Origin of the sequence: Furfurilactobacillus siliginis (assembly GCF_001437435.1) — a bacterium.
Lineage (GTDB): Bacteria > Bacillota > Bacilli > Lactobacillales > Lactobacillaceae > Furfurilactobacillus > Furfurilactobacillus siliginis.
This window is the reverse complement of sequence record NZ_JQCB01000001.1, coordinates 80,392-97,599: the sequence shown is the minus strand read 5'-3', so window position 1 is coordinate 97,599 and position 17,208 is coordinate 80,392. Positions and strand designations below refer to the sequence as shown.

Annotated in this window: 17 protein-coding genes; 13 read left to right on the top strand and 4 right to left on the bottom strand. The window is 45.4% G+C overall.

What is annotated here, in order from left to right:
• The first annotated feature begins 417 nt into the window (after positions 1-417).
• Positions 418-1,440, top strand: coding sequence for a cation diffusion facilitator family transporter (locus tag IV55_RS00395; RefSeq protein WP_057808430.1), 1,023 nt, complete (start codon positions 418-420; stop codon positions 1,438-1,440).
• Between the two features lie 4 nt (positions 1,441-1,444).
• The gene (locus IV55_RS00390) at positions 1,445-1,750 is read left to right on the top strand and encodes a DUF7671 family protein (RefSeq protein WP_057808429.1); all 306 of its coding nucleotides are present in this window, start codon (positions 1,445-1,447) and stop codon (positions 1,748-1,750) included.
• A 229-nt stretch (positions 1,751-1,979) separates the two neighbouring features.
• Here IV55_RS00390 and IV55_RS00385 read toward each other — a convergent pair whose 3' ends face one another.
• The gene (locus IV55_RS00385; protein ID WP_057808428.1) at positions 1,980-4,208 is read right to left on the bottom strand and encodes a cation:proton antiporter; all 2,229 of its coding nucleotides are present in this window, start codon (positions 4,206-4,208) and stop codon (positions 1,980-1,982) included.
• A gap of 390 nt (positions 4,209-4,598) precedes the next feature.
• On the opposite strand from IV55_RS00385, the gene cysE reads away from it, so the two are divergent.
• The 3 genes from cysE to IV55_RS00370 all read left to right on the top strand — a co-directional run bounded on the left by cysE (position 4,599) and on the right by IV55_RS00370 (position 6,626).
• Positions 4,599-5,168 (top strand): serine O-acetyltransferase, encoded by a 570-nt coding sequence (gene cysE / locus IV55_RS00380; protein ID WP_057808427.1) that lies wholly within the window; start codon positions 4,599-4,601, stop codon positions 5,166-5,168.
• Entirely contained in the window at positions 5,161-6,075 is a 915-nt protein-coding gene (gene cysK, locus IV55_RS00375) for a cysteine synthase A (protein ID WP_057808426.1), read from the top strand. Before cysE ends, cysK begins: the two co-directional genes overlap by 8 nt.
• 89 nt (positions 6,076-6,164) lie before the next feature.
• The gene (locus IV55_RS00370; protein ID WP_057808425.1) at positions 6,165-6,626 is read left to right on the top strand and encodes a hypothetical protein; all 462 of its coding nucleotides are present in this window, start codon (positions 6,165-6,167) and stop codon (positions 6,624-6,626) included.
• Positions 6,627-6,654: 28 nt separating this feature from the next.
• On the opposite strand, the gene IV55_RS00365 is transcribed toward IV55_RS00370, so the two are convergent.
• Positions 6,655-7,215 (bottom strand): MarR family winged helix-turn-helix transcriptional regulator, encoded by a 561-nt coding sequence (locus IV55_RS00365; protein ID WP_057808424.1) that lies wholly within the window; start codon positions 7,213-7,215, stop codon positions 6,655-6,657.
• A gap of 131 nt (positions 7,216-7,346) precedes the next feature.
• Here IV55_RS00365 and IV55_RS00360 point away from each other — a divergent pair, with 131 nt between their 5' ends.
• From IV55_RS00360 to IV55_RS00350, 3 genes are all read left to right on the top strand, one after another.
• Complete coding sequence (locus IV55_RS00360; protein WP_057808423.1) at positions 7,347-7,784, top strand: universal stress protein; 438 nt, start codon at positions 7,347-7,349, stop codon at positions 7,782-7,784.
• Positions 7,785-8,289: 505 nt separating this feature from the next.
• Complete coding sequence (mutY, locus tag IV55_RS00355) at positions 8,290-9,423, top strand: A/G-specific adenine glycosylase (protein WP_057808422.1); 1,134 nt, start codon at positions 8,290-8,292, stop codon at positions 9,421-9,423.
• A gap of 1 nt (position 9,424) precedes the next feature.
• Entirely contained in the window at positions 9,425-10,216 is a 792-nt protein-coding gene (locus IV55_RS00350; protein ID WP_057808421.1) for a ribonuclease H family protein, read from the top strand.
• Between the two features lie 195 nt (positions 10,217-10,411).
• Here IV55_RS00350 and IV55_RS00345 read toward each other — a convergent pair whose 3' ends face one another.
• On the bottom strand, positions 10,412-11,089 hold the full coding sequence (locus tag IV55_RS00345) for an SDR family NAD(P)-dependent oxidoreductase (protein WP_057808420.1): 678 nt from the start codon (positions 11,087-11,089) through the stop codon (positions 10,412-10,414).
• A gap of 165 nt (positions 11,090-11,254) precedes the next feature.
• Here IV55_RS00345 and IV55_RS00340 point away from each other — a divergent pair, with 165 nt between their 5' ends.
• On the top strand, positions 11,255-12,115 hold the full coding sequence (locus IV55_RS00340) for an alpha/beta hydrolase (RefSeq protein ID WP_057808419.1): 861 nt from the start codon (positions 11,255-11,257) through the stop codon (positions 12,113-12,115).
• A gap of 353 nt (positions 12,116-12,468) precedes the next feature.
• Here the strand turns inward: IV55_RS00340 and IV55_RS00335 are convergent, their stop codons facing one another.
• Positions 12,469-12,837: a hypothetical protein gene (locus IV55_RS00335; RefSeq protein WP_186808496.1), complete on the bottom strand. Its 369-nt coding sequence runs from the start codon at positions 12,835-12,837 to the stop codon at positions 12,469-12,471.
• A 146-nt stretch (positions 12,838-12,983) separates the two neighbouring features.
• On the opposite strand from IV55_RS00335, the gene IV55_RS00330 reads away from it, so the two are divergent.
• The 4 genes from IV55_RS00330 to lrgB all read left to right on the top strand — a co-directional run bounded on the left by IV55_RS00330 (position 12,984) and on the right by lrgB (position 16,961).
• Positions 12,984-14,741 carry a sensor histidine kinase gene (locus IV55_RS00330; RefSeq protein ID WP_057808418.1) on the top strand — a complete coding sequence of 586 codons (1,758 nt, stop codon included), beginning with the start codon at positions 12,984-12,986 and terminating at the stop codon, positions 14,739-14,741.
• Positions 14,722-15,456, top strand: coding sequence for a LytTR family transcriptional regulator DNA-binding domain-containing protein (locus tag IV55_RS00325; protein ID WP_057808417.1), 735 nt, complete (start codon positions 14,722-14,724; stop codon positions 15,454-15,456). Before IV55_RS00330 ends, IV55_RS00325 begins: the two co-directional genes overlap by 20 nt.
• 247 nt (positions 15,457-15,703) lie before the next feature.
• Complete coding sequence (locus tag IV55_RS00320; protein WP_057808416.1) at positions 15,704-16,168, top strand: CidA/LrgA family protein; 465 nt, start codon at positions 15,704-15,706, stop codon at positions 16,166-16,168.
• 13 nt (positions 16,169-16,181) lie between these two features.
• A complete protein-coding gene (gene lrgB, locus IV55_RS00315) occupies positions 16,182-16,961 on the top strand; it encodes an antiholin-like protein LrgB (RefSeq protein ID WP_057808415.1) in 780 nt (259 codons plus the stop codon).
• The last annotated feature ends 247 nt before the right edge of the window (positions 16,962-17,208 follow it).

Here is a 17,208-nt window from a genome sequence, read left to right as displayed (position 1 = left end):
CGGATTGGTCTTCAATCCGGTAGGTGGTTCGTAGTCTGCACAGCGACTTGACTTTTGGCGCACGTTTCCGCTATTGAAACTTAAAAAACGAAGGGTCTAGGACAGAATTAGTTATGTCCTAGACCCTTCGTTTTGTGATCCTTTGTTAAGGATTATTTACTGATGATTGTGTCGTCACGTACAAACAGGGTGATTTCAACACCATCAACCGTAACCGTCCTGCGTTCTTCTGTTGGTTCTTGTCCTGCTGGGAAGCTTTGTGCCATGTGTGCTCACCTCTTTCACTGTTGTTATGAACAACTCCATTGTAGCTAATCAGCGGAAAAAAGCACATTATCATGCCCGAAAGCTGCTTTGTTGGTTGTCGGTTACTCGGTAAGTGACTACACTGTTAAGGATAGATAAGGAGTTACGTGTATGAAAAATCATGTTGGCCGACACATTGAAAGAGAGCAGCAGACGTGGGCTCGTATTCAAGCCGCAGAAATCAGTAAATTAAATGGTGCAATCCGACATTTGCTGTACAACGTTGGTGCATATGTATGCATTGCAATTATTGAGTACGTGCTGGCGGTGATGAGTCAGTCGCAAACATTGCGTGCAGATGCGTTTAATAATGTGTCGGGAATCATTTCGACAATATTATTGGTCATTGGATTGTATATTGCCAAAGACACAGACGCAGATTCTTTTGACCGGGGAATCACCGATGGTCCTGAAAAGGTAGCTGGTGTAACACCAGAACGTGCGCGGTTGACGCGTTTTCGAGCAGAGACAATCTTTACATTGGTAACGAGTATCATCATGATAGGGATTGCAGTGTCAGTTATTGTCGGCGGTATTCGTGGCCTGATGAGTCCAGCAACGCGTGTGATTCCAGAACCAATTGCGTTGGTTGGGGCAGGATTGGCAAGTATTATTATGCTGGTGGTCTGGTATTTTAATCGGCAAGCAGGACGTAAGCTGCAAAATGCTGCGTTAACGGCTTCATCACAGGATAGTTTAAGTGATGCGTTTACGAGTATTGGCACAATGCTGTCAATTGGTGGTGCACTGGTGTTTCATTTAACATGGCTAGATGGTGTGGCTAGTGTCATTGTTGGGGTCTTTATTTTAGCGGCTGGATTTAAAATTTTTCGCGATAGTAGTCTAAACTTAGCGGATTATTTTGACCCGCATGTAGAATCACAGTTTCGTGATGAAATTGCGACTGTACCTGGTGTCCGGTCAGTTGTTGAGTTAAAGGCACATTACAGTGGAAATTTAGTAACGTTGGAAGTAACGATTTTTGTGGATGCGATGATTACCACTTTAGCGAGTTATGAGATTGGTGAGCAGATTGAACGACGGATGCGCCATCAATTTGGGGTGATTGATACCAGCGTTGCAACTGTTCCAGATCCAGCCACAATTCCAGCGCATCAACGACATAAGGAGTAACCAAATGAAGGGTAAGTATGATGTACAACGATTTGTTGGCGTACCTGTGCATGCCAATGCGTCGGGACAATATGAAGCAAGCGGCGATGGGAAGCCCCATGTTTGGCGAATCGGTAAGCATACCAAAGGGAAGTTTACTGGCGCTGGACAAATCTTTTTAACCGAAAATAACTTGATGGTCGCTGTGTTGGCAGCATATCCAGTTGCGTTTAAAGACCGACATGAATGGACACCGATGCAGCGCTTTACGAGTGAGCGGATTAGCGATGAGTTATTAGAAAATTTGAGCGTAGTAAATCAGGTGGAGTAGTGGAAAATTAGTTTTGAATGTAAAAGACGAGAGTGAGACAAAAGTCGGGAAGTCGTGAGCGAGACCTAGAACTGCCGTACGGATTGGTCTTCAATCCGGTAGGCTGTTCATCCTCTGCACAGCGACTTGACTTTTGTTCCACGTTTCCGCTATTGAAAATCAGAAAACAACAATGGGTCTGAGACATAATTAATTATGTCCCGGACCCATTGTTGTTTTCCCACTCTATTTAGCTTTCATTTTGCATATAGACCATTTGATCATAAGAAACCTGTTCTCTTAATGATTTAGCCATTGCGGCTGAAATACGTTCGTTACTCAACGCGTCTTGAATGTATTGATATTCAGCTTGGAAGGCTGTTAAGAAGAGAGAATTCAGTGCTTCGCTTTGGCCATCTTCATTACGACGGAAATGTTGTGCCCGTTTGATGTAAGAGTCACGAACCGCGTTGATGGCGGCTGGATCACGTGAGACATCCTGATTATATAACCACTGCATAACGGCGTCGTTACCGAGCTGCTCGATGTTTAACATCAACTGACGTGATAGCTTCCAGGTTGCTTGTGGATTGTCTGAAAATGTCTGGATCAAAGCAGGTAACGCAGTGTCGTCGTTGCGACTCAATGCATTACCAATGTCGGCAGCAACTTTTGTCGTTTCGCTATCAGCGGCAATATCGTTGTCTGTTGCCGATGCTGATTGTGTTTGTACAGGTGTGGCACTGATGCTTTCCAGTCTGGTAGTGGCGGATGTCGCTGGTTGAATACTACTTGGATCTGGCTCAATGGTGATTTTCTTCGGTGTTTTTGAGACTGCTTGTTGATATTCTGCAACACGTTTTTGCCCTTGCTGCCGTGCTTTACGATAAGTCTTGCGGTGTAAAATACGGGACAAAGTAATCTTTAGCCGCACCTTTAATTTATGTCGATCAGATTGATTACCATTACGACTGGTAATCATGTTGAGGTACTTCTGATAGATGTGGCGTTCCATGTCGGAGAGGTTATCGCTAGTCAATTGCTCTGAGATAGCGTCGGCCTCAACCTGTGTGGCACCGGCGAATAAGGCCGACACTTCTTTGCGATTTGGTCGTGCTTGGCTACCTTTTTCGTTGTACAGCGTCTCAATAACGGTGTGTCGTGGGTTGGATTCGTCAATATTATTTTTCATCCAGGCAATCGCGTAGTCGATCATGAGGTGATGGGCTTCTGTAAAGTTTTCACGGCTATCTGAACTTTGCTTAGGAAGAATAAATGGAATCGTAATCAGCGGCACAATTAAGCTCATTAAAATAATAATGGCAGCGATGAAAATCAATTCGTTTCGCATCGGGAATGCTGCACCACGCAGCGTGTAAGGTAGGGAGAACGCCATGGCTAAAGTAACTGTTCCGTGAACACCACTTAAGGAAAGCAGCAGTGCAGACTGGTTGGGATTCTTACGAAACGGTAGGTTAATGAAGCGTCGAATCCACAGGAAGCGGATGACAATCATCAACGCGTAGATACCAAGCGCAAGTCCAACCAAAATCAAGATGGACACTTGATGACGCGCAAATAGATTTTCGACGATGGTTGGCAAGCTAACACCAAGTAAGACGAACACGAAACCGTTTAACAAGTTGGTCAGTAATCCCCAAACACTGGTGCTAACGACTTGCATTTTAGTAGAGGTTAGTTGCAGCCGATCACGTTCCAGACCATGCATTAAACCAGCCGCAACGACAGCTAAGATACCTGATACGTGAAGTTCCTCAGCTACTAAGTAAATGATGAACGGTGTCATGAGCTGAATCGGGACACTGATCGAAGAATTATCAATATTCCAGTTGATCAAACCAAGTCGCAAGGCGATAACAGCCCACCCCAGAATGGCTCCAAGCAGCAGACCACCAAAGAAAGTCTGCAGGAAGGTCACGGTGCCATCCCATGCCGAAAAGTTTCCTGAAATCAGAGCCGTCAAAGCGAGGTCAAAGGCCACAATCCCAGATGCATCGTTTAATAGCGATTCGTTCTTTAAGGTTTCCATCAACCCAGAGGGCAGTTGCAGGTTCTTCGTGATTGAAGTGACCGCGGTGGCGTCGGTGGGGCTCACAATGGCAATCAACATAAAGGCCAGAGAAAGACTCAAGGCCGGATAAATAAAGTGCACACCGAAGCCGACTGCAACAACCGTCGTGATCACTAAGAGAATGGCTAGTGACAACGTGTCCATGATGTTGCGCCCCAGTGTTTTGCGGGATGTTTCCTGGGCGTCGTTAAACATGATTGGCGCAATGATGGCGAATAAGAAGAACTTCGGATCAAATTGATAATGATGATAGAACGTGATGAAAGACAGCAGACCACCAGCAGCAATTTGATAAAACGCAAGCGGGATGCTGGAGAATTGGTTATAGATAATTTCTGCGGCAATGACTGCGATGATTAGCAGTCCGATAGCAAATATAAGTGTCATAATAGTTCGACCTTACTGATTGGATTTTGTCTCTAGTATACATAGTGTGCAGGATTAACCAATAGTAGTTAACCTTACAAACGCATTTTTAATGATTGACTTACGGAAAATAAGTCAGTAAACTACAGACAATTACTTAACGAAAGGGGTGCATTTAGATGACGAACATGACTTGCTGTTGTAACGGAATGATTCTCACGCCAAGTTCATGGGATCGTCATCTATCCGTTAACCCTCGTAGCTAGATAGAGATCAAGTCAGCTGACTTGTCTTTTACTTAGCACAAATAACTGGATACCTTGATGTTTTTAGTGCATCCACTTCCCTAACTTGGTCTCGTTGCCATAGTTACCGGAAGTGGGTGCACTTTATTTTTTAAGGAGGTTTATCATGTTTGCCACAATTGATAGCATCATCAAACGCGATCCTGCTGCACGTAGCCGCTGGCAAGTCATCTTGACCTATCCAGGCTACCAGGCGGTTTGGATGCACCGCATCACACATTGGCTTTGGCAAAGACGGCATTACATGCTGGCAGATTTACTCAGCCATTGGACGCGGCATCATACCGGCGTTGAGATCCATCCGGCGGCACAGATAGGCCAACGACTGTTTATTGATCACGGGATGGGCGTCGTTATTGGCGCAACGGCGATTGTTGGCGATGATGTCATCATGTTACACGGGGTGACGTTAGGGGCGCGGCATGATCATCCTGGTAAGCGACACCCAACAATTGGTAATAACGTTTTGTTGGGTGCCAACGCCTTAATTCTCGGTGCCATCATAATTCATGATTATGCCAAAGTCGGTGCGGGTGCCGTCGTACTACATGATGTTTTAGCAGGGAATACCGTTGCCGGCAATCCTGCACAAGTCGTGCGTAGTTGGCAGCGGCATCATTTAATTACACATTTAGAACAACAGACAAACAAAAAGGAAGGTTCTATCCATGATTAAAAAAGAAAGTATTCTCGATTACATCGGTCACACACCCATTGTTAAACTACAACGTTCCGTTCCCGATGACGCTGCCGATGTTTATGTGAAGCTAGAAGCGTTCAATGAAGCGGGTTCCGTAAAGGATCGGATTGCACTCAAACTCATCGAAGCTGCCGAACAAAGTGGCGCATTAACTGCGGACATGACTTTAATTGAACCTACATCAGGAAATACTGGTATCGGAATTGCCGCAGTGGCAGCCGCCAAGGGCTACAAAGCGGTGTTGGTAATGCCGGACACCGCCAGCGAAGAACGTAAGCAATTGATGCGCGCATATGGTGCGAAATTGATTGAAACACCCGGTGCGCAAGGTATTACCGGTGCAATCAATCTCGTGAACGAGTATCTCGAAAAGGGTGGCTACCTACGTGTAGGTCAGTTCATCAACGAGTTAAACCCACAGGCGCATTATGAAACCACTGGACCAGAAATCGTTGATTACTTTGATGGTACGCCAGATGTCTTCGTCGCAGGAATTGGAACAGGCGGTACGATTTCAGGTACCGGTAAGTTCTTGCGGGAAACGAATGCAGATGTTGAAATCATTGGTGTTGAGCCAGCTGCCTCAGCTATTTTAAATGGTGGCGAGCCTGGCAAACACCCAATTCAAGGTATTGGGACTGGTTTTGTGCCTGATGTGTTGGACACCAAGATTTATAACAGCGTGACCGACGTGACTGGTGATGACGCGATTGCAACTGCTCAGAAAATTGCGCGTCAGGAAGGGATCTTACTTGGTTTCTCAGGTGGCGCAGCAGTTTGGGCGGCCATTGAACGTGCTAAGACACTAGGCAAAGGCAAGAAGGTACTGGCATTAGCCGCTGATAACGGAGAACGGTATTTGTCGACAGCACTCTATAAATAAGTACAAAGCGCTGATTAAATAAATTGACATTGTGCAGTGATATAAATAAACTGAAAGCGCAATCAATTCTGTTTCAGAAAGGCTTTGTGATGAGTTATAAAGTTGATTTTAAAGATGTTTCCACTGTCGGACTAGAAAGTTCGCCGGTCGCTGAGGCATTAGCCGGTTTACGCGCTAATGAAGCACGCTATTACTGGAACAAGTACAAACATGAATTCGTAACGGTTCCTGCTGCTGAAGATCCTGATACTTTGAAATGGATCGAAACAGTTTTGGCAGAACGCGATATGCATTTTGGTTATAAACCATTAGAAACCACCAGCTTTGAAGTGGATGGTCTGAAGATGGCATATGTGTTCTATGAAAATGGTTTGGCTGTGAATGTCATGTACAGCATTGATCCAAGTGGCAAACGCGCGGTTGGCTTCAAATTATCAGACGGGATAGAAATTCCCACCGAGTTTGAAGGCAAATTCAAGTTTGCACGGCAAAAATCCAAGCTTGCAGGAACGATTCGTGGATCATTCTTCGTTATTAAAGGTGAATATTAAGCGAGTGTGCGTTATAAAGTCATCCTAATTAGGATGGCTTTTTTTGATCGTCGTCAGTTTGATCATCGCGATGGCGCATGGCCACTAAGAAGCGGACAATTACATCTTGTTCATCTTCAGTAAACTCTTCAAAGATATCGTTCTTGGATTGCTGATCGTCTTCTTGAACACCGTGAGCAACGGATAGCAACCAGTTCCCGCCGTCAGTTAATGAATAGAATTTTTCACGACGATTGTCAGGATTGGTTTGTTCAGCAACGAGGTGCCGACCAATCATGCGTTTTAAATATTTGGATAACGTGCCGGGCAAAATATCAGTCTTTTCACTGATTGTCCGTGCGTTAATGTTGGGATTGTCCTTAATTGTTTCCAAGACATCGCGAACGGGGCCATGAAAGTGATGATCAAAATGTTCAGACCAATGTTGTAGGTTATGGGCGTCATGATGATCAATGTTGCCAAAGGGACCGAATCCTTGCCGCATGTTGACAGCTTGTTGAAACCGCTGTTCAAAGGGATGATACATCGTTTCAAAATGAATCAGTTGGGCGTATAAGTCGCCGAGCTCGTGTTTCCGGTAGTCTTTCATATTTGTTCTCTTACTCCATTCAAAAAATTATTTATATTTATTTTACTCCGAAATGTTTCTTTTGGAAACAATGGGTGCTATACTTCTTTTTGTTTCCAAGAGAAACAGTTAATTTGAATGGAAGTGACATTATGGAATTAGCAGAAGTAACGCGTTTCGATAAAGTGTCCGTTGTGGTTGACGCAGCCACGGAAAATATTGACGCATTTGATTATGCTTTGCAGACAGCACTAACAAATGGTGCGGATCTCGGCATTATGGTATGGATTGATGATGATAATTTAAGTATCTTTAATGTCTTAAACCCTAGTTACATGCACAAGCTGCAAGATGATGCGGCTAAGTTTGCGACTGACTTAAAGGATGTCGCAATGGCAATGGGATTGGCTAATGTCGTTATTGATGTAAAGCGTGGCAGCAATTTGGCACGCTTGACTGAAGAAGTGTATTGCACAGATTTTTCTTATGATCTGTTGGTGATTGGCGAGGAACATCATAACCATCAACAAATTCAACATGCGGTGGATGTGGCGAGTGCTGAATTGGAAAGTGCAACGGTTGTGCTGTAGGGGAGAAAAATTAGTTTGTGGGAGACTTTTAGGATAGCTATCCTGAGGGGCTCTTTTTGTTTTGGGCGGTTGTTATCTTTTATATGGTGGAAACGAGTTCACCAGCCCAGCCGTCTGTGCATTGCCTGCCGACCGTACAGGGCTAAAGCCCTTCCCGCCCTGCTTGCAATTGTTCGACGCCTCCCGGGCTGGTTCGCTCTCTGGACTAAAACGAGCTACCCAGCCTTGAATCCTGTGCAGAACCTGTCCGCTGTCCGTGGCTTTGCCACTACCACCGTCCTTGTTCTTGCTCGGATTCAGAACAGGCTGGTTCGCTCTCTGATTTAAAACGAGTTCACCAGCCCAAGTCCGCTGTGCATTGCCTGCTGACCGTCCGGTGTCGTTTCACGACGCCTACCGCTCCGCCTGCAATTGCTCGACGCCTCCCGGGCTGGTTCGCTCTCTTGTCTTTTTTTTGCTACGATGACAGTACTAAAAAACGTAAATGACTGGAGACGGCAAGGACATGGAACAATGGTCAGCTGAGAAAATTAATGCCTTTCGTCAGACGCTACTTGATTGGTATGACAAAGAGGGACGTGACTTACCGTGGCGTAAGGATCATGATCCCTATCATGTATGGGTTTCGGAAATTATGTTGCAGCAGACGCAAGTTAATACGGTCATTCCTTATTACGAGCGGTTCATGAAAACATTTCCGACGGTTGATGCGCTGGCAAAAGCACCTGCTGATAAGCTACTAAAGGCGTGGGAAGGGCTGGGATACTATTCGCGTGCGCGTAATCTGCAGCGGGCAGCACAAGAAATTGTTATTGATCGACACGGTCAATGGCCAACCACGGCGGCCGGTTTACAGGAATTAACAGGTATTGGACCGTACACTGCCGGCGCAATTGCTAGTATTGCTTTCGAAGAACCGGTACCAGCGGTAGACGGAAACGCATTTCGTGTGTTTAGTCGGCTGTTAGAAATTGACGCCGATATTGCGAAGCCGGAGTCACGGGGCGTGTTCTTTGATGCCATTCAAGCAGTGATTGATCCACAGCGGCCTGGTGATTTTAATCAAGCCATTATGGACCTGGGGAGCAGCTATATGACCGCAGTCAATCCTGATAGTGAACATTCACCAGTTAAAGCTTTTAACCAAGCGTATTTAGATGGGCATGAACTGGATTATCCGGTGAAGACGCCAAAACCGCGACCGGTACCGATTAACTACTTTGCACTAGTCATTCAAACACCGGCTGGTTACTTGTTAACGCAGCGTCCATCGACAGGCATGCTGGCAAATATGTGGACATTACCATTGGTTAAAGAGACGGATTTACTAGTAGACGACGAAACGGCATTACCGGAAACGGATGAATTGATTCGCCGTGCAGCCGCGACCTTTGAGGAAGATACTGGGATTGAACTTTCACTGACGCCGGTTTCAAGTCGCAAGGTGACACATACATTTACGCATCAGAAATGGCAAATCCAGTTATTAGTTACCCAGTTAACTAAAACGCCTGATTTAAGCCTTTTTCCTGGCCAAGCGATTCAGGAGACAGCGTTTGATGAATATGTCATGCCTGTCGTGCAGCAAAAAATGTGGCGTAATTATCAGAAATGGCAGCAAAGAGGAGATAAAAGCTAACATGGCAAAATTTTATGCAGTTGCAAAAGGACATCGGGCTGGAATCTACACCACGTGGGCAGCTGCGAAACAGCAGGTGGATGGTGTAGCAGGTGCGCGTTATAAGAGTTTTCCGACTCGCAACGATGCTCAAGCGTGGTTAGATGCCGGTGGAAACTACGCCAAGCAAAGTCATGCTAAGAAGGTGACGCCGGCCACCACACAGGTACAACACGATGAAAAAATCGTTCTATATTCGGACGGCGGTTCTCGCAACACGGGAAACACCGCTGGTGGGCACGTTAAGCAAGGCGATAAAGCCGCGTGGGCTTATTTGATCAAGTCCGACGGTCAGCAATTCTTTGATTCATTGGGTGAATTTGGTGCAACCAATAATAAGATGGAAATCACCGGTTTGCTGCAAGCATTGACGGCACTAAAAAACGTTGGCTTGAACCAAGAACCAATTCTGGCGGTGCTAGATTCTAAATATGTTCTAGATGCCATCACGAAGAATTGGCTGCAAGGCTGGCAACGTCGTGGGTGGCAACGTAGCGCTGGTGAATTGGCTAATAAAGAGCTGTGGGCGGCAATATATGATGTCTTGAAGGCTTTTCCACATTTACGGTTCGAGTGGACGAAGGGTCATGCCGATAACTCAGGCAACGTATTTGTGGATGAGTTGTTGAACCAGACGATGGATGCGATGGATGCGACTAATCCGACAGGAAAACGGACTGCTGTTGAACCATTAGGGACGCAACAGACAATCACACCACCATCTGTTGGCACGGATCAGTTAGATTTATTTTAGTGAAGAGACACGAAAAAAAGTATTTGGGACAAAATTCATCTTGTCCCAAATACTTTTTTGATTTACACGTTTAAATGGTGAAAACGTGAGACAAAAGTCGGGAAGTCGCTGTGCAGACTACGACCTACCGAGTTGAAACCCAACCCGTACGGCAGTTCTAGGTCTTGCTCACGACTTCCCGACTTTTATCCCAGTCTAATTATCTTCAATTAAATCATGATAGGGTAATTCGACTGGAGTTCGTTCTTGGAAGAGTTTGTAGTAGGCTTTCGCGATATTTTTTGGATCTTGATTTTCCCGGTGGCCTGTCCGCACGAAGGTGTTAATGGTGACAAGTCCGGCGAAGACGTTTGATTCAGATAAGTCATCGTTAAGCGTCTTAACATAGGCAGTCATCGCAGCCTTTTCCATGGATTGAAGGGGCGCATTGGTGAATGGCTTAGCGGCGGCGATACTATTGGTGAATAGCAGAGCTGTTGGTGCGTCGATTGCTTGTAGTTGTGGTAAGGCGGCCGCTGCAACAGCAATGGGTGCCACAGCCCCAATCAGCATGCCAGTAGTTGCCTCGGCAGTAGTCAATTGGCTAGGTAAAATTCCTGGACGGTAGGTGGCGTTAAAGATAACTGCTGTGAGCTGACCCAGTTGCTTGATGTGTTCAAAGGCAGCGGCGATCGTTTCTGGTTTGGTTAAGTCAGTGGGGATAACAGTCGCATTGATATCTTCATTTGCTAATTGAGCTGCGGTTTCATTCATGATGGTCTGATCGCGTGAAACGAGGGCGATATCAAAACCATGCTGACCAAATAAACTAGCTTGTGCTTGTGCAAGACCGGTGTTGCCGACCCCAACGATTGCGAGAATTGGATTTGCCATGCGTAATGCCTCCTAAGTTAGTGTTGTATCCATTATAATCGGGTCGATCATAAAAGACCGCGATTCATGCTTCTGAATATTTCAGCGTCGCCATGGTGATTTGCTGGTCACCGTGCGCTAAAAGCTGTACAGTTACAACTGACAAAGAATGAGGAGGAACCGGCTGTGCATCGACGAGTCTGGACCATTGCTGGCGCGGTTGTGCTGGTGTTAGGAGCAGCGTTTGTACTGTTTCGTAAAGTAACGAGTATCGGGGTGGCTGGTGAGCCACTGACGACAAATAAAATCAGCACTAAAGTGACGGCTACTCATGTGCCCACAATTCTGATGCCTGGCTGGGGCACGTCCGCTAATTCATTTAATCAGATGATTACGTACATGCAGGATAATCACACGGCAGGTAAGGTGATGCGCATCAATGTGGATACATTTGGTCGCGTGCATGTGTATGGGCACCTACGGAAAAACGTTGTGAACCCACTGATTCAAGTTACGTTTTCAAGAAACCTTGCCAATACGTATCAACCCCAAGTGAAGTGGTTAAATCAAATTTTATTATTGCTGAAAGACCAGTATGGGGTAACGACATACAATGCAGTTGGCCATTCATGGGGTGGCAGTGCCCTAGTTAGCCAACTGATTCGGTATGGAAATGATCCTAAGTTACCGCGCCTACATAAGATGGTTTTGCTTGGCACGCCGGTTGATGAAGGTGTGAACCGTGGCCGTGATATCTTAGCGAGCGGTGAGCCGAAACGTCCGACTAGAATCTACCGGCAGTTATTAGCTGATCGAAATAATTTACGGGCAAATCACCAAGCAATCATTGAAAATGTTTACGGGTCAACGAATGGTGAGGAAACTGATAACTCGGTCCCGTTCGCCCAGGCGCAGTCATTACGATACTTAGTGGCAGGGATTATCCCGAATTACCACGAAATTTTGATGAAGAACACGAATCATCACCAAATTCATACCACCACGGAGAGTTTTGAGTTGGTTACCAGATTGTTATATAAGAAGTAGAGAGCGAACCAGCCCGGGAGGCGCCGAGCAATTGCAGGCAGGGCGGGAAGGGCTTTAGCCCTGTACGGTCGGCAAGCAATGCACAGACGGCTGGGCTGGAGAGCTCGTTTTAGACCAGAGAGCGAACCAGCCTGTTCTGCACAGGATTCAAGGCTGGAGAGCTCGTTTTCGCCATAAAACCGACAACGTTTGGTTCTCTAACCCACAACAAAAGCGCACATAAAAAATGGGAGTAAGACAAATAAATTTTGTCTTGCTCCCATTTGATTTTCAATAGCTAAAACGGCGGTCAAAAGTCAGGAAGTCGCTGCCCTAAGTCCTGCTCGCGACTTCCGATTTTTGCACCACGCTTCTTAGTGTCGCGAGCCACGCATGGCACCGCGTTGATTATTTTTAATGGTGCGTGCTTTAAACCGAGGCGTAGAAGCTTCACCCACGAATTTAAAATGTTTGAGCTCACCTCGATAGGGTTGCCCCGCCGCACGAACACGGGCCCAACGATCCATTTCATCAGCCATTTTAATGGCGGCGTCGTGACGGTTCGGCACCATTTCGGCCGTGGCGGCGGTCGCAATATCGTCACGTAGAGAAGCAGTTAAATTGTGATTATAGTCGACGAGTTCTTGGGTAATCGGGGCGTCTTTGTACCGATTAAATAGGCGCTCAATGTAGCGCATAGCGTCTTTGCTGTCTTTAGGTTGGTAGAAATGATCCTCTGTCACGATGGGGCTCCTCTATAAATGTACGTTGGTGTCAAAGATTAGGAATATGTCTAATATACGAAGTCTGCACCAGTTAAGCAAGTGCCCCTTTTGCATGGGCGCAATGCCGGATATAATAGAAGTTAAACAGGTTCGCAGGAGAAAACATGCTTACACTTTTTCTATTAATGATGCAACGGGTTGGTCTAATCATCATTCTAGCCTTCGTGCTGGTGAATGTTAGCTACTTTCGCCGATTAGTGAAGGAACATGATAATTGGACAGCAACAGGAATTTTAATTTTAATCTTTGCGGCGTTTGCTGTTATTTCAAATTTAACAGGGGTTGAAATTACCCCGCACAATAATTTGATTTCATCGACGTGGCTGACTGGGTTACCTGCGACTGATTCGATTGCCAATACACGAACCTTAGCAATCACCGTTTCTGGATTAGTCGGTGGTCCCGTAGTGGGAACAGCGGTTGGTTTGGTCGCCGGGATTCACCGGGTGATTCAAGGAAATGGATCCGACCTTTTCTACATAGCCAGTTCGGTAATTGTGGGATTGCTGTCAGGCATGATTGGTCGAAAATACTTGGATAAGAATCAATATCCTGGTATGGCGATAGCGGCATTGATTGGGTTGGGGATGGAAGCTGTACAGATGGCCTTCATCTTCATCTTTAGTACGCCAGGTTTTGAACTGGTACAGCTGATCTTCTTCCCCATGATGATTTTAAATAGTGCGGGGACGGCGATTTTTATGTCAGTTATTTCTGCCTACATTCATCAAGAAGAACAACTGCGGGCGGTGCAAACGCATGATGTGTTGGAATTAGCTGATCGAACTTTACCATTTTTCAGTTCCGGTTTGAGTGAGACAAACGCGCAACAGGCGGCCGTAATTATTCGTGAGTATACAAACTTTGATGCCATTGGAATTACGGATGCGTCTGACGTGCTTGCTCATGTGGGGCCAGGTAGTGATCATCACATTCCAGAAAAAGAAGTTATGACGGATTTGTCAAAACGTGTGATTGCGACTGGTCAAATGCGAATTGCCCATTCTAAAGCTGAGATTGGGTGTCCCCATCCTGGCTGTCCACTGGCAGCTGCAGTCGTGATTCCCTTGATTGTTCAAGGCCATGTGGTTGGTACGTTGAAAATGTACTTTACCAACCCGAAAGATTTAACACCGGTTGAGGAACAATTGGCAACTGGATTAGCTTCGATTTTCTCGAGTCAATTAGCTTTGGGGATGGCGGAAGAACAATCTAAGCTGGTGAAAGATGCTGAAATTAAGTCCTTGCAGGCACAAGTGAACCCGCATTTTTTCTTCAATGCAATCAACACGATTTCAGCTTTGATGCGTACTGATGCAGACAAAGCGCGGACGTTACTTTTGCAACTATCGACCTACTTCCGTACGAACCTACAGGGCGCGCGGGAGACAGAGATTTCGTTACAGCAGGAACGTGAACACGTGAATGCTTATTTATCACTGGAACAGACACGTTTTCCTGATAAATATACCGTGGGTTTCGATGTTGAAACGAGTGAAAATGTCCTGCTACCACCGTTTACGATTCAGGTGTTGGTGGAAAATGCGATGCGACATGCCTTTGGCAATCGACGCCATGATAATCATGTATGGGTGTTGGTAAGTGAAACAAAAACCCATATTCAAGTGGCGGTGAAAGATGATGGTTTGGGTATTGATGAAGGTGTGCTACCACAGTTAGGCAAGCAGGTTGTCGCCTCTGCTAATGGTAGCGGAACTGCATTAGAAAATCTGAATGCACGTTTAACAGGATTATATGGTCAAGAAAGCCGCCTTCATTTCGATACAAGCGCGGCTGGAACCACGGTTAGTTTGCTAATTCCACGAAAGGAACGGGTGCAAAATGAAAGTCTTAATCGTTGATGATGAGCCATTGGCACGTGATGAACTGGAGTATTTACTAAAACAAAATCAACTCATCGCCCAAGTGAGCCAAGCTGAATCTGTCGCACAGGCGATTGGTGTTCTACTGAGCGAAACAATCGATTTGATTTTTCTGGATATTTCTTTAAACAACGAAAATGGGTTTGAACTAGCTGATAAGTTACATCAGTTAGCGGTGCCACCACTAGTTGTTTTCGCTACGGCATATGATAACTATGCGGTACGTGCATTCAATATCAATGCTGTAGATTATGTTTTAAAACCGTTTGAGCAGCAGCGTATCAACCAGGCTTTGGCTAAGGCTGACCAGTTACTGCAAACACGACAGGCAGAGGCAACGCCAAAACAGATGGAAGCGGTGCATGATTCGGGAATGATTTCCATTACGGAAGATGAAAAAACCCGCGTCTTAAAACAAGCTGACATCATCGTGTGCTATGTTGAAAATGGTGAGCTAATGCTGACGACACAGACTGGTAAATTTCATGCACACCATACGTTAAGCTGGCTGATGGAGCGGCTCCCAGAAGATAAATTTATGCAGATTCATCGCAGTATTGTTGTGAAAGTGAGTGCAATTTCTGAAGTTGAGCCATGGTTTAACCACACGTATCAAATCACTTTGATCAACGGCGAAAAAGTGCCAGTGAGTCGGTCATTTGTGAAACAAATGAAGCAACGGCTAAACATGTAAGTCATTGTCATAACCTGGAATGCTTGCTTAAGAAGCAAGTATTTTTTTGCCTTTGTGAATAAGATTGCTAACATTGCTGCATGTTAGTTTGTCGATAGGGTATTTCAGCGGCAAAAAGGTGCGTTTGACAAGTGAATGATGCTTTTAGTGCAGTGGTCAGCTAAAATTTAACTGTTGAGAAGACGCGGCGGCAATGTGCCAATTCGTCTTAAGCACTTATTCACAATACATTAGGAGGGTTGTTGTTATGGCAGCAAATAACAAGTCTAACAACGAAAGTGCAACCACAGAAAAGACAGCGGCACCAATTCTGATTCAAATCGGAATTTACGCTACTATTTTATTTATTTCTTGGTTGATTTCGGAATTCTTTGTCAAAACGTTCCCTAAGTTCCCATTACCAACACCAGTTATTGGTTTGGTTCTGTTGTACTTAGCATTAACGTTTAAAATCGTGAAGGTTGAATGGGTTGATTCATTCGGTGGCTTCATGATTAGTTTAATTGGATTCCTGTTCGTACCATCTGGGGTTCAATTAGCTGGAACACTGGGCATCTTGCAAAATGAAGGTTGGAAGTTGATCATCGTTATCATCTTGTCAACAATCGTATTGCTAGTTGTCGTTGCGTACACGACGCGTCTGTTTATCTGGATGCGGGTACACTTGTTCCATCGTGATGCCGACGTTGACTCAGAAGATCAAAACAAGTAGGAGGGGTTAAATCATGTCCGTTTCATTATTAGCAGCAGCTGCTGCACCGGTCATCAAAGGACCACTTGCATACTTTGTGACACCGTTCTTTGGGATCTTCTTATCCGTTGCCGTTTACTTATTAGGTCAATGGCTCTTCAAAATTTCAAAAGGTTTCTTCTTATTCCAGCCATTATTTGTTGGGATGGTCCTTGGGATCATCGTCTTGGTTATCATTGCCAAAATGTTGGGAATGGACACCGCTAAGTTCTACACCATGGCTTACAAGCCAGGTGGTGACATCTTATTCTGGTTCTTGAACCCAGCTACCATTGCGTTCGCCGTTCCTTTGTACAAACGTAACGATATCGTTAAGAAGTTCTGGCTTGAAATCCTGTTATCACTTATCGTTGGTGCCTTTGTATCATTATTCGTTATCTACGGTATTTCAAAGGCCTTTGGTTTGAGCAACATCGGTATTGCTTCAATGTTGCCACAAGCCGCAACGACTGCGATTGCCTTACCAATCTCAACTGCTGTTGGTGGTAACGCCGCTGTTACAGCCATGGCATGTATCCTTAATGCCGTTATCATCTACGCATTGGGTGGTTGGTTAGTTAAGGTCTTCCGTCTTAACTCAGACCCAATTGGTACTGGACTTGGATTAGGTACTTCTGGACACACTGTTGGTTCAGCTTTCGCCTTGAAGTTAGGTTCAGCACAAGGTTCAATGGCTGCCATTGCCGTTGTTATCATCAGTATCGTTATTGATATTGTGGTACCGATCTTCGCTGCATTGGTTGGCTTACACTAACATTGATTTTATCGCACCAGTTGACCAGTGATGGTTGACTGGTGTTTTTTGTTGGTTTTGTGGCTACGGGCAAAGCACAAGTACAGTGAACGACCAAGTAAACTCGCCGCCACGGGAACTGCAACTGCCTCGTGTTCACTGAACGAAAACTGACAAAATAGTCGTTGATTCAGTCACCGTTAAGGGTAAAACGAATCAACGACTATTTTATTTTAATGTGAACTTTTACTTTGGTACTAACGGAGGA

What these genes read in the sequence shown, in the direction of transcription:
- IV55_RS00395 (WP_057808430.1), top strand. Translation starts at nt 418, where the DNA reads ATGAAAAATCATGTTGGCCGACACATTGAAAGAGAGCAGCAGACGTGG.
- IV55_RS00390 (WP_057808429.1), top strand. Translation starts at nt 1,445, where the DNA reads ATGAAGGGTAAGTATGATGTACAACGATTTGTTGGCGTACCTGTGCAT.
- IV55_RS00385 (WP_057808428.1), bottom strand. Translation starts at nt 4,208, where the DNA reads ATGACACTTATATTTGCTATCGGACTGCTAATCATCGCAGTCATTGCC.
- cysE (WP_057808427.1), top strand. Translation starts at nt 4,599, where the DNA reads ATGTTTGCCACAATTGATAGCATCATCAAACGCGATCCTGCTGCACGT.
- cysK (WP_057808426.1), top strand. Translation starts at nt 5,161, where the DNA reads ATGATTAAAAAAGAAAGTATTCTCGATTACATCGGTCACACACCCATT.
- IV55_RS00370 (WP_057808425.1), top strand. Translation starts at nt 6,165, where the DNA reads ATGAGTTATAAAGTTGATTTTAAAGATGTTTCCACTGTCGGACTAGAA.
- IV55_RS00365 (WP_057808424.1), bottom strand. Translation starts at nt 7,215, where the DNA reads ATGAAAGACTACCGGAAACACGAGCTCGGCGACTTATACGCCCAACTG.
- IV55_RS00360 (WP_057808423.1), top strand. Translation starts at nt 7,347, where the DNA reads ATGGAATTAGCAGAAGTAACGCGTTTCGATAAAGTGTCCGTTGTGGTT.
- mutY (WP_057808422.1), top strand. Translation starts at nt 8,290, where the DNA reads ATGGAACAATGGTCAGCTGAGAAAATTAATGCCTTTCGTCAGACGCTA.
- IV55_RS00350 (WP_057808421.1), top strand. Translation starts at nt 9,425, where the DNA reads ATGGCAAAATTTTATGCAGTTGCAAAAGGACATCGGGCTGGAATCTAC.
- IV55_RS00345 (WP_057808420.1), bottom strand. Translation starts at nt 11,089, where the DNA reads ATGGCAAATCCAATTCTCGCAATCGTTGGGGTCGGCAACACCGGTCTT.
- IV55_RS00330 (WP_057808418.1), top strand. Translation starts at nt 12,984, where the DNA reads ATGCTTACACTTTTTCTATTAATGATGCAACGGGTTGGTCTAATCATC.
- IV55_RS00325 (WP_057808417.1), top strand. Translation starts at nt 14,722, where the DNA reads ATGAAAGTCTTAATCGTTGATGATGAGCCATTGGCACGTGATGAACTG.
- IV55_RS00320 (WP_057808416.1), top strand. Translation starts at nt 15,704, where the DNA reads ATGGCAGCAAATAACAAGTCTAACAACGAAAGTGCAACCACAGAAAAG.
- lrgB (WP_057808415.1), top strand. Translation starts at nt 16,182, where the DNA reads ATGTCCGTTTCATTATTAGCAGCAGCTGCTGCACCGGTCATCAAAGGA.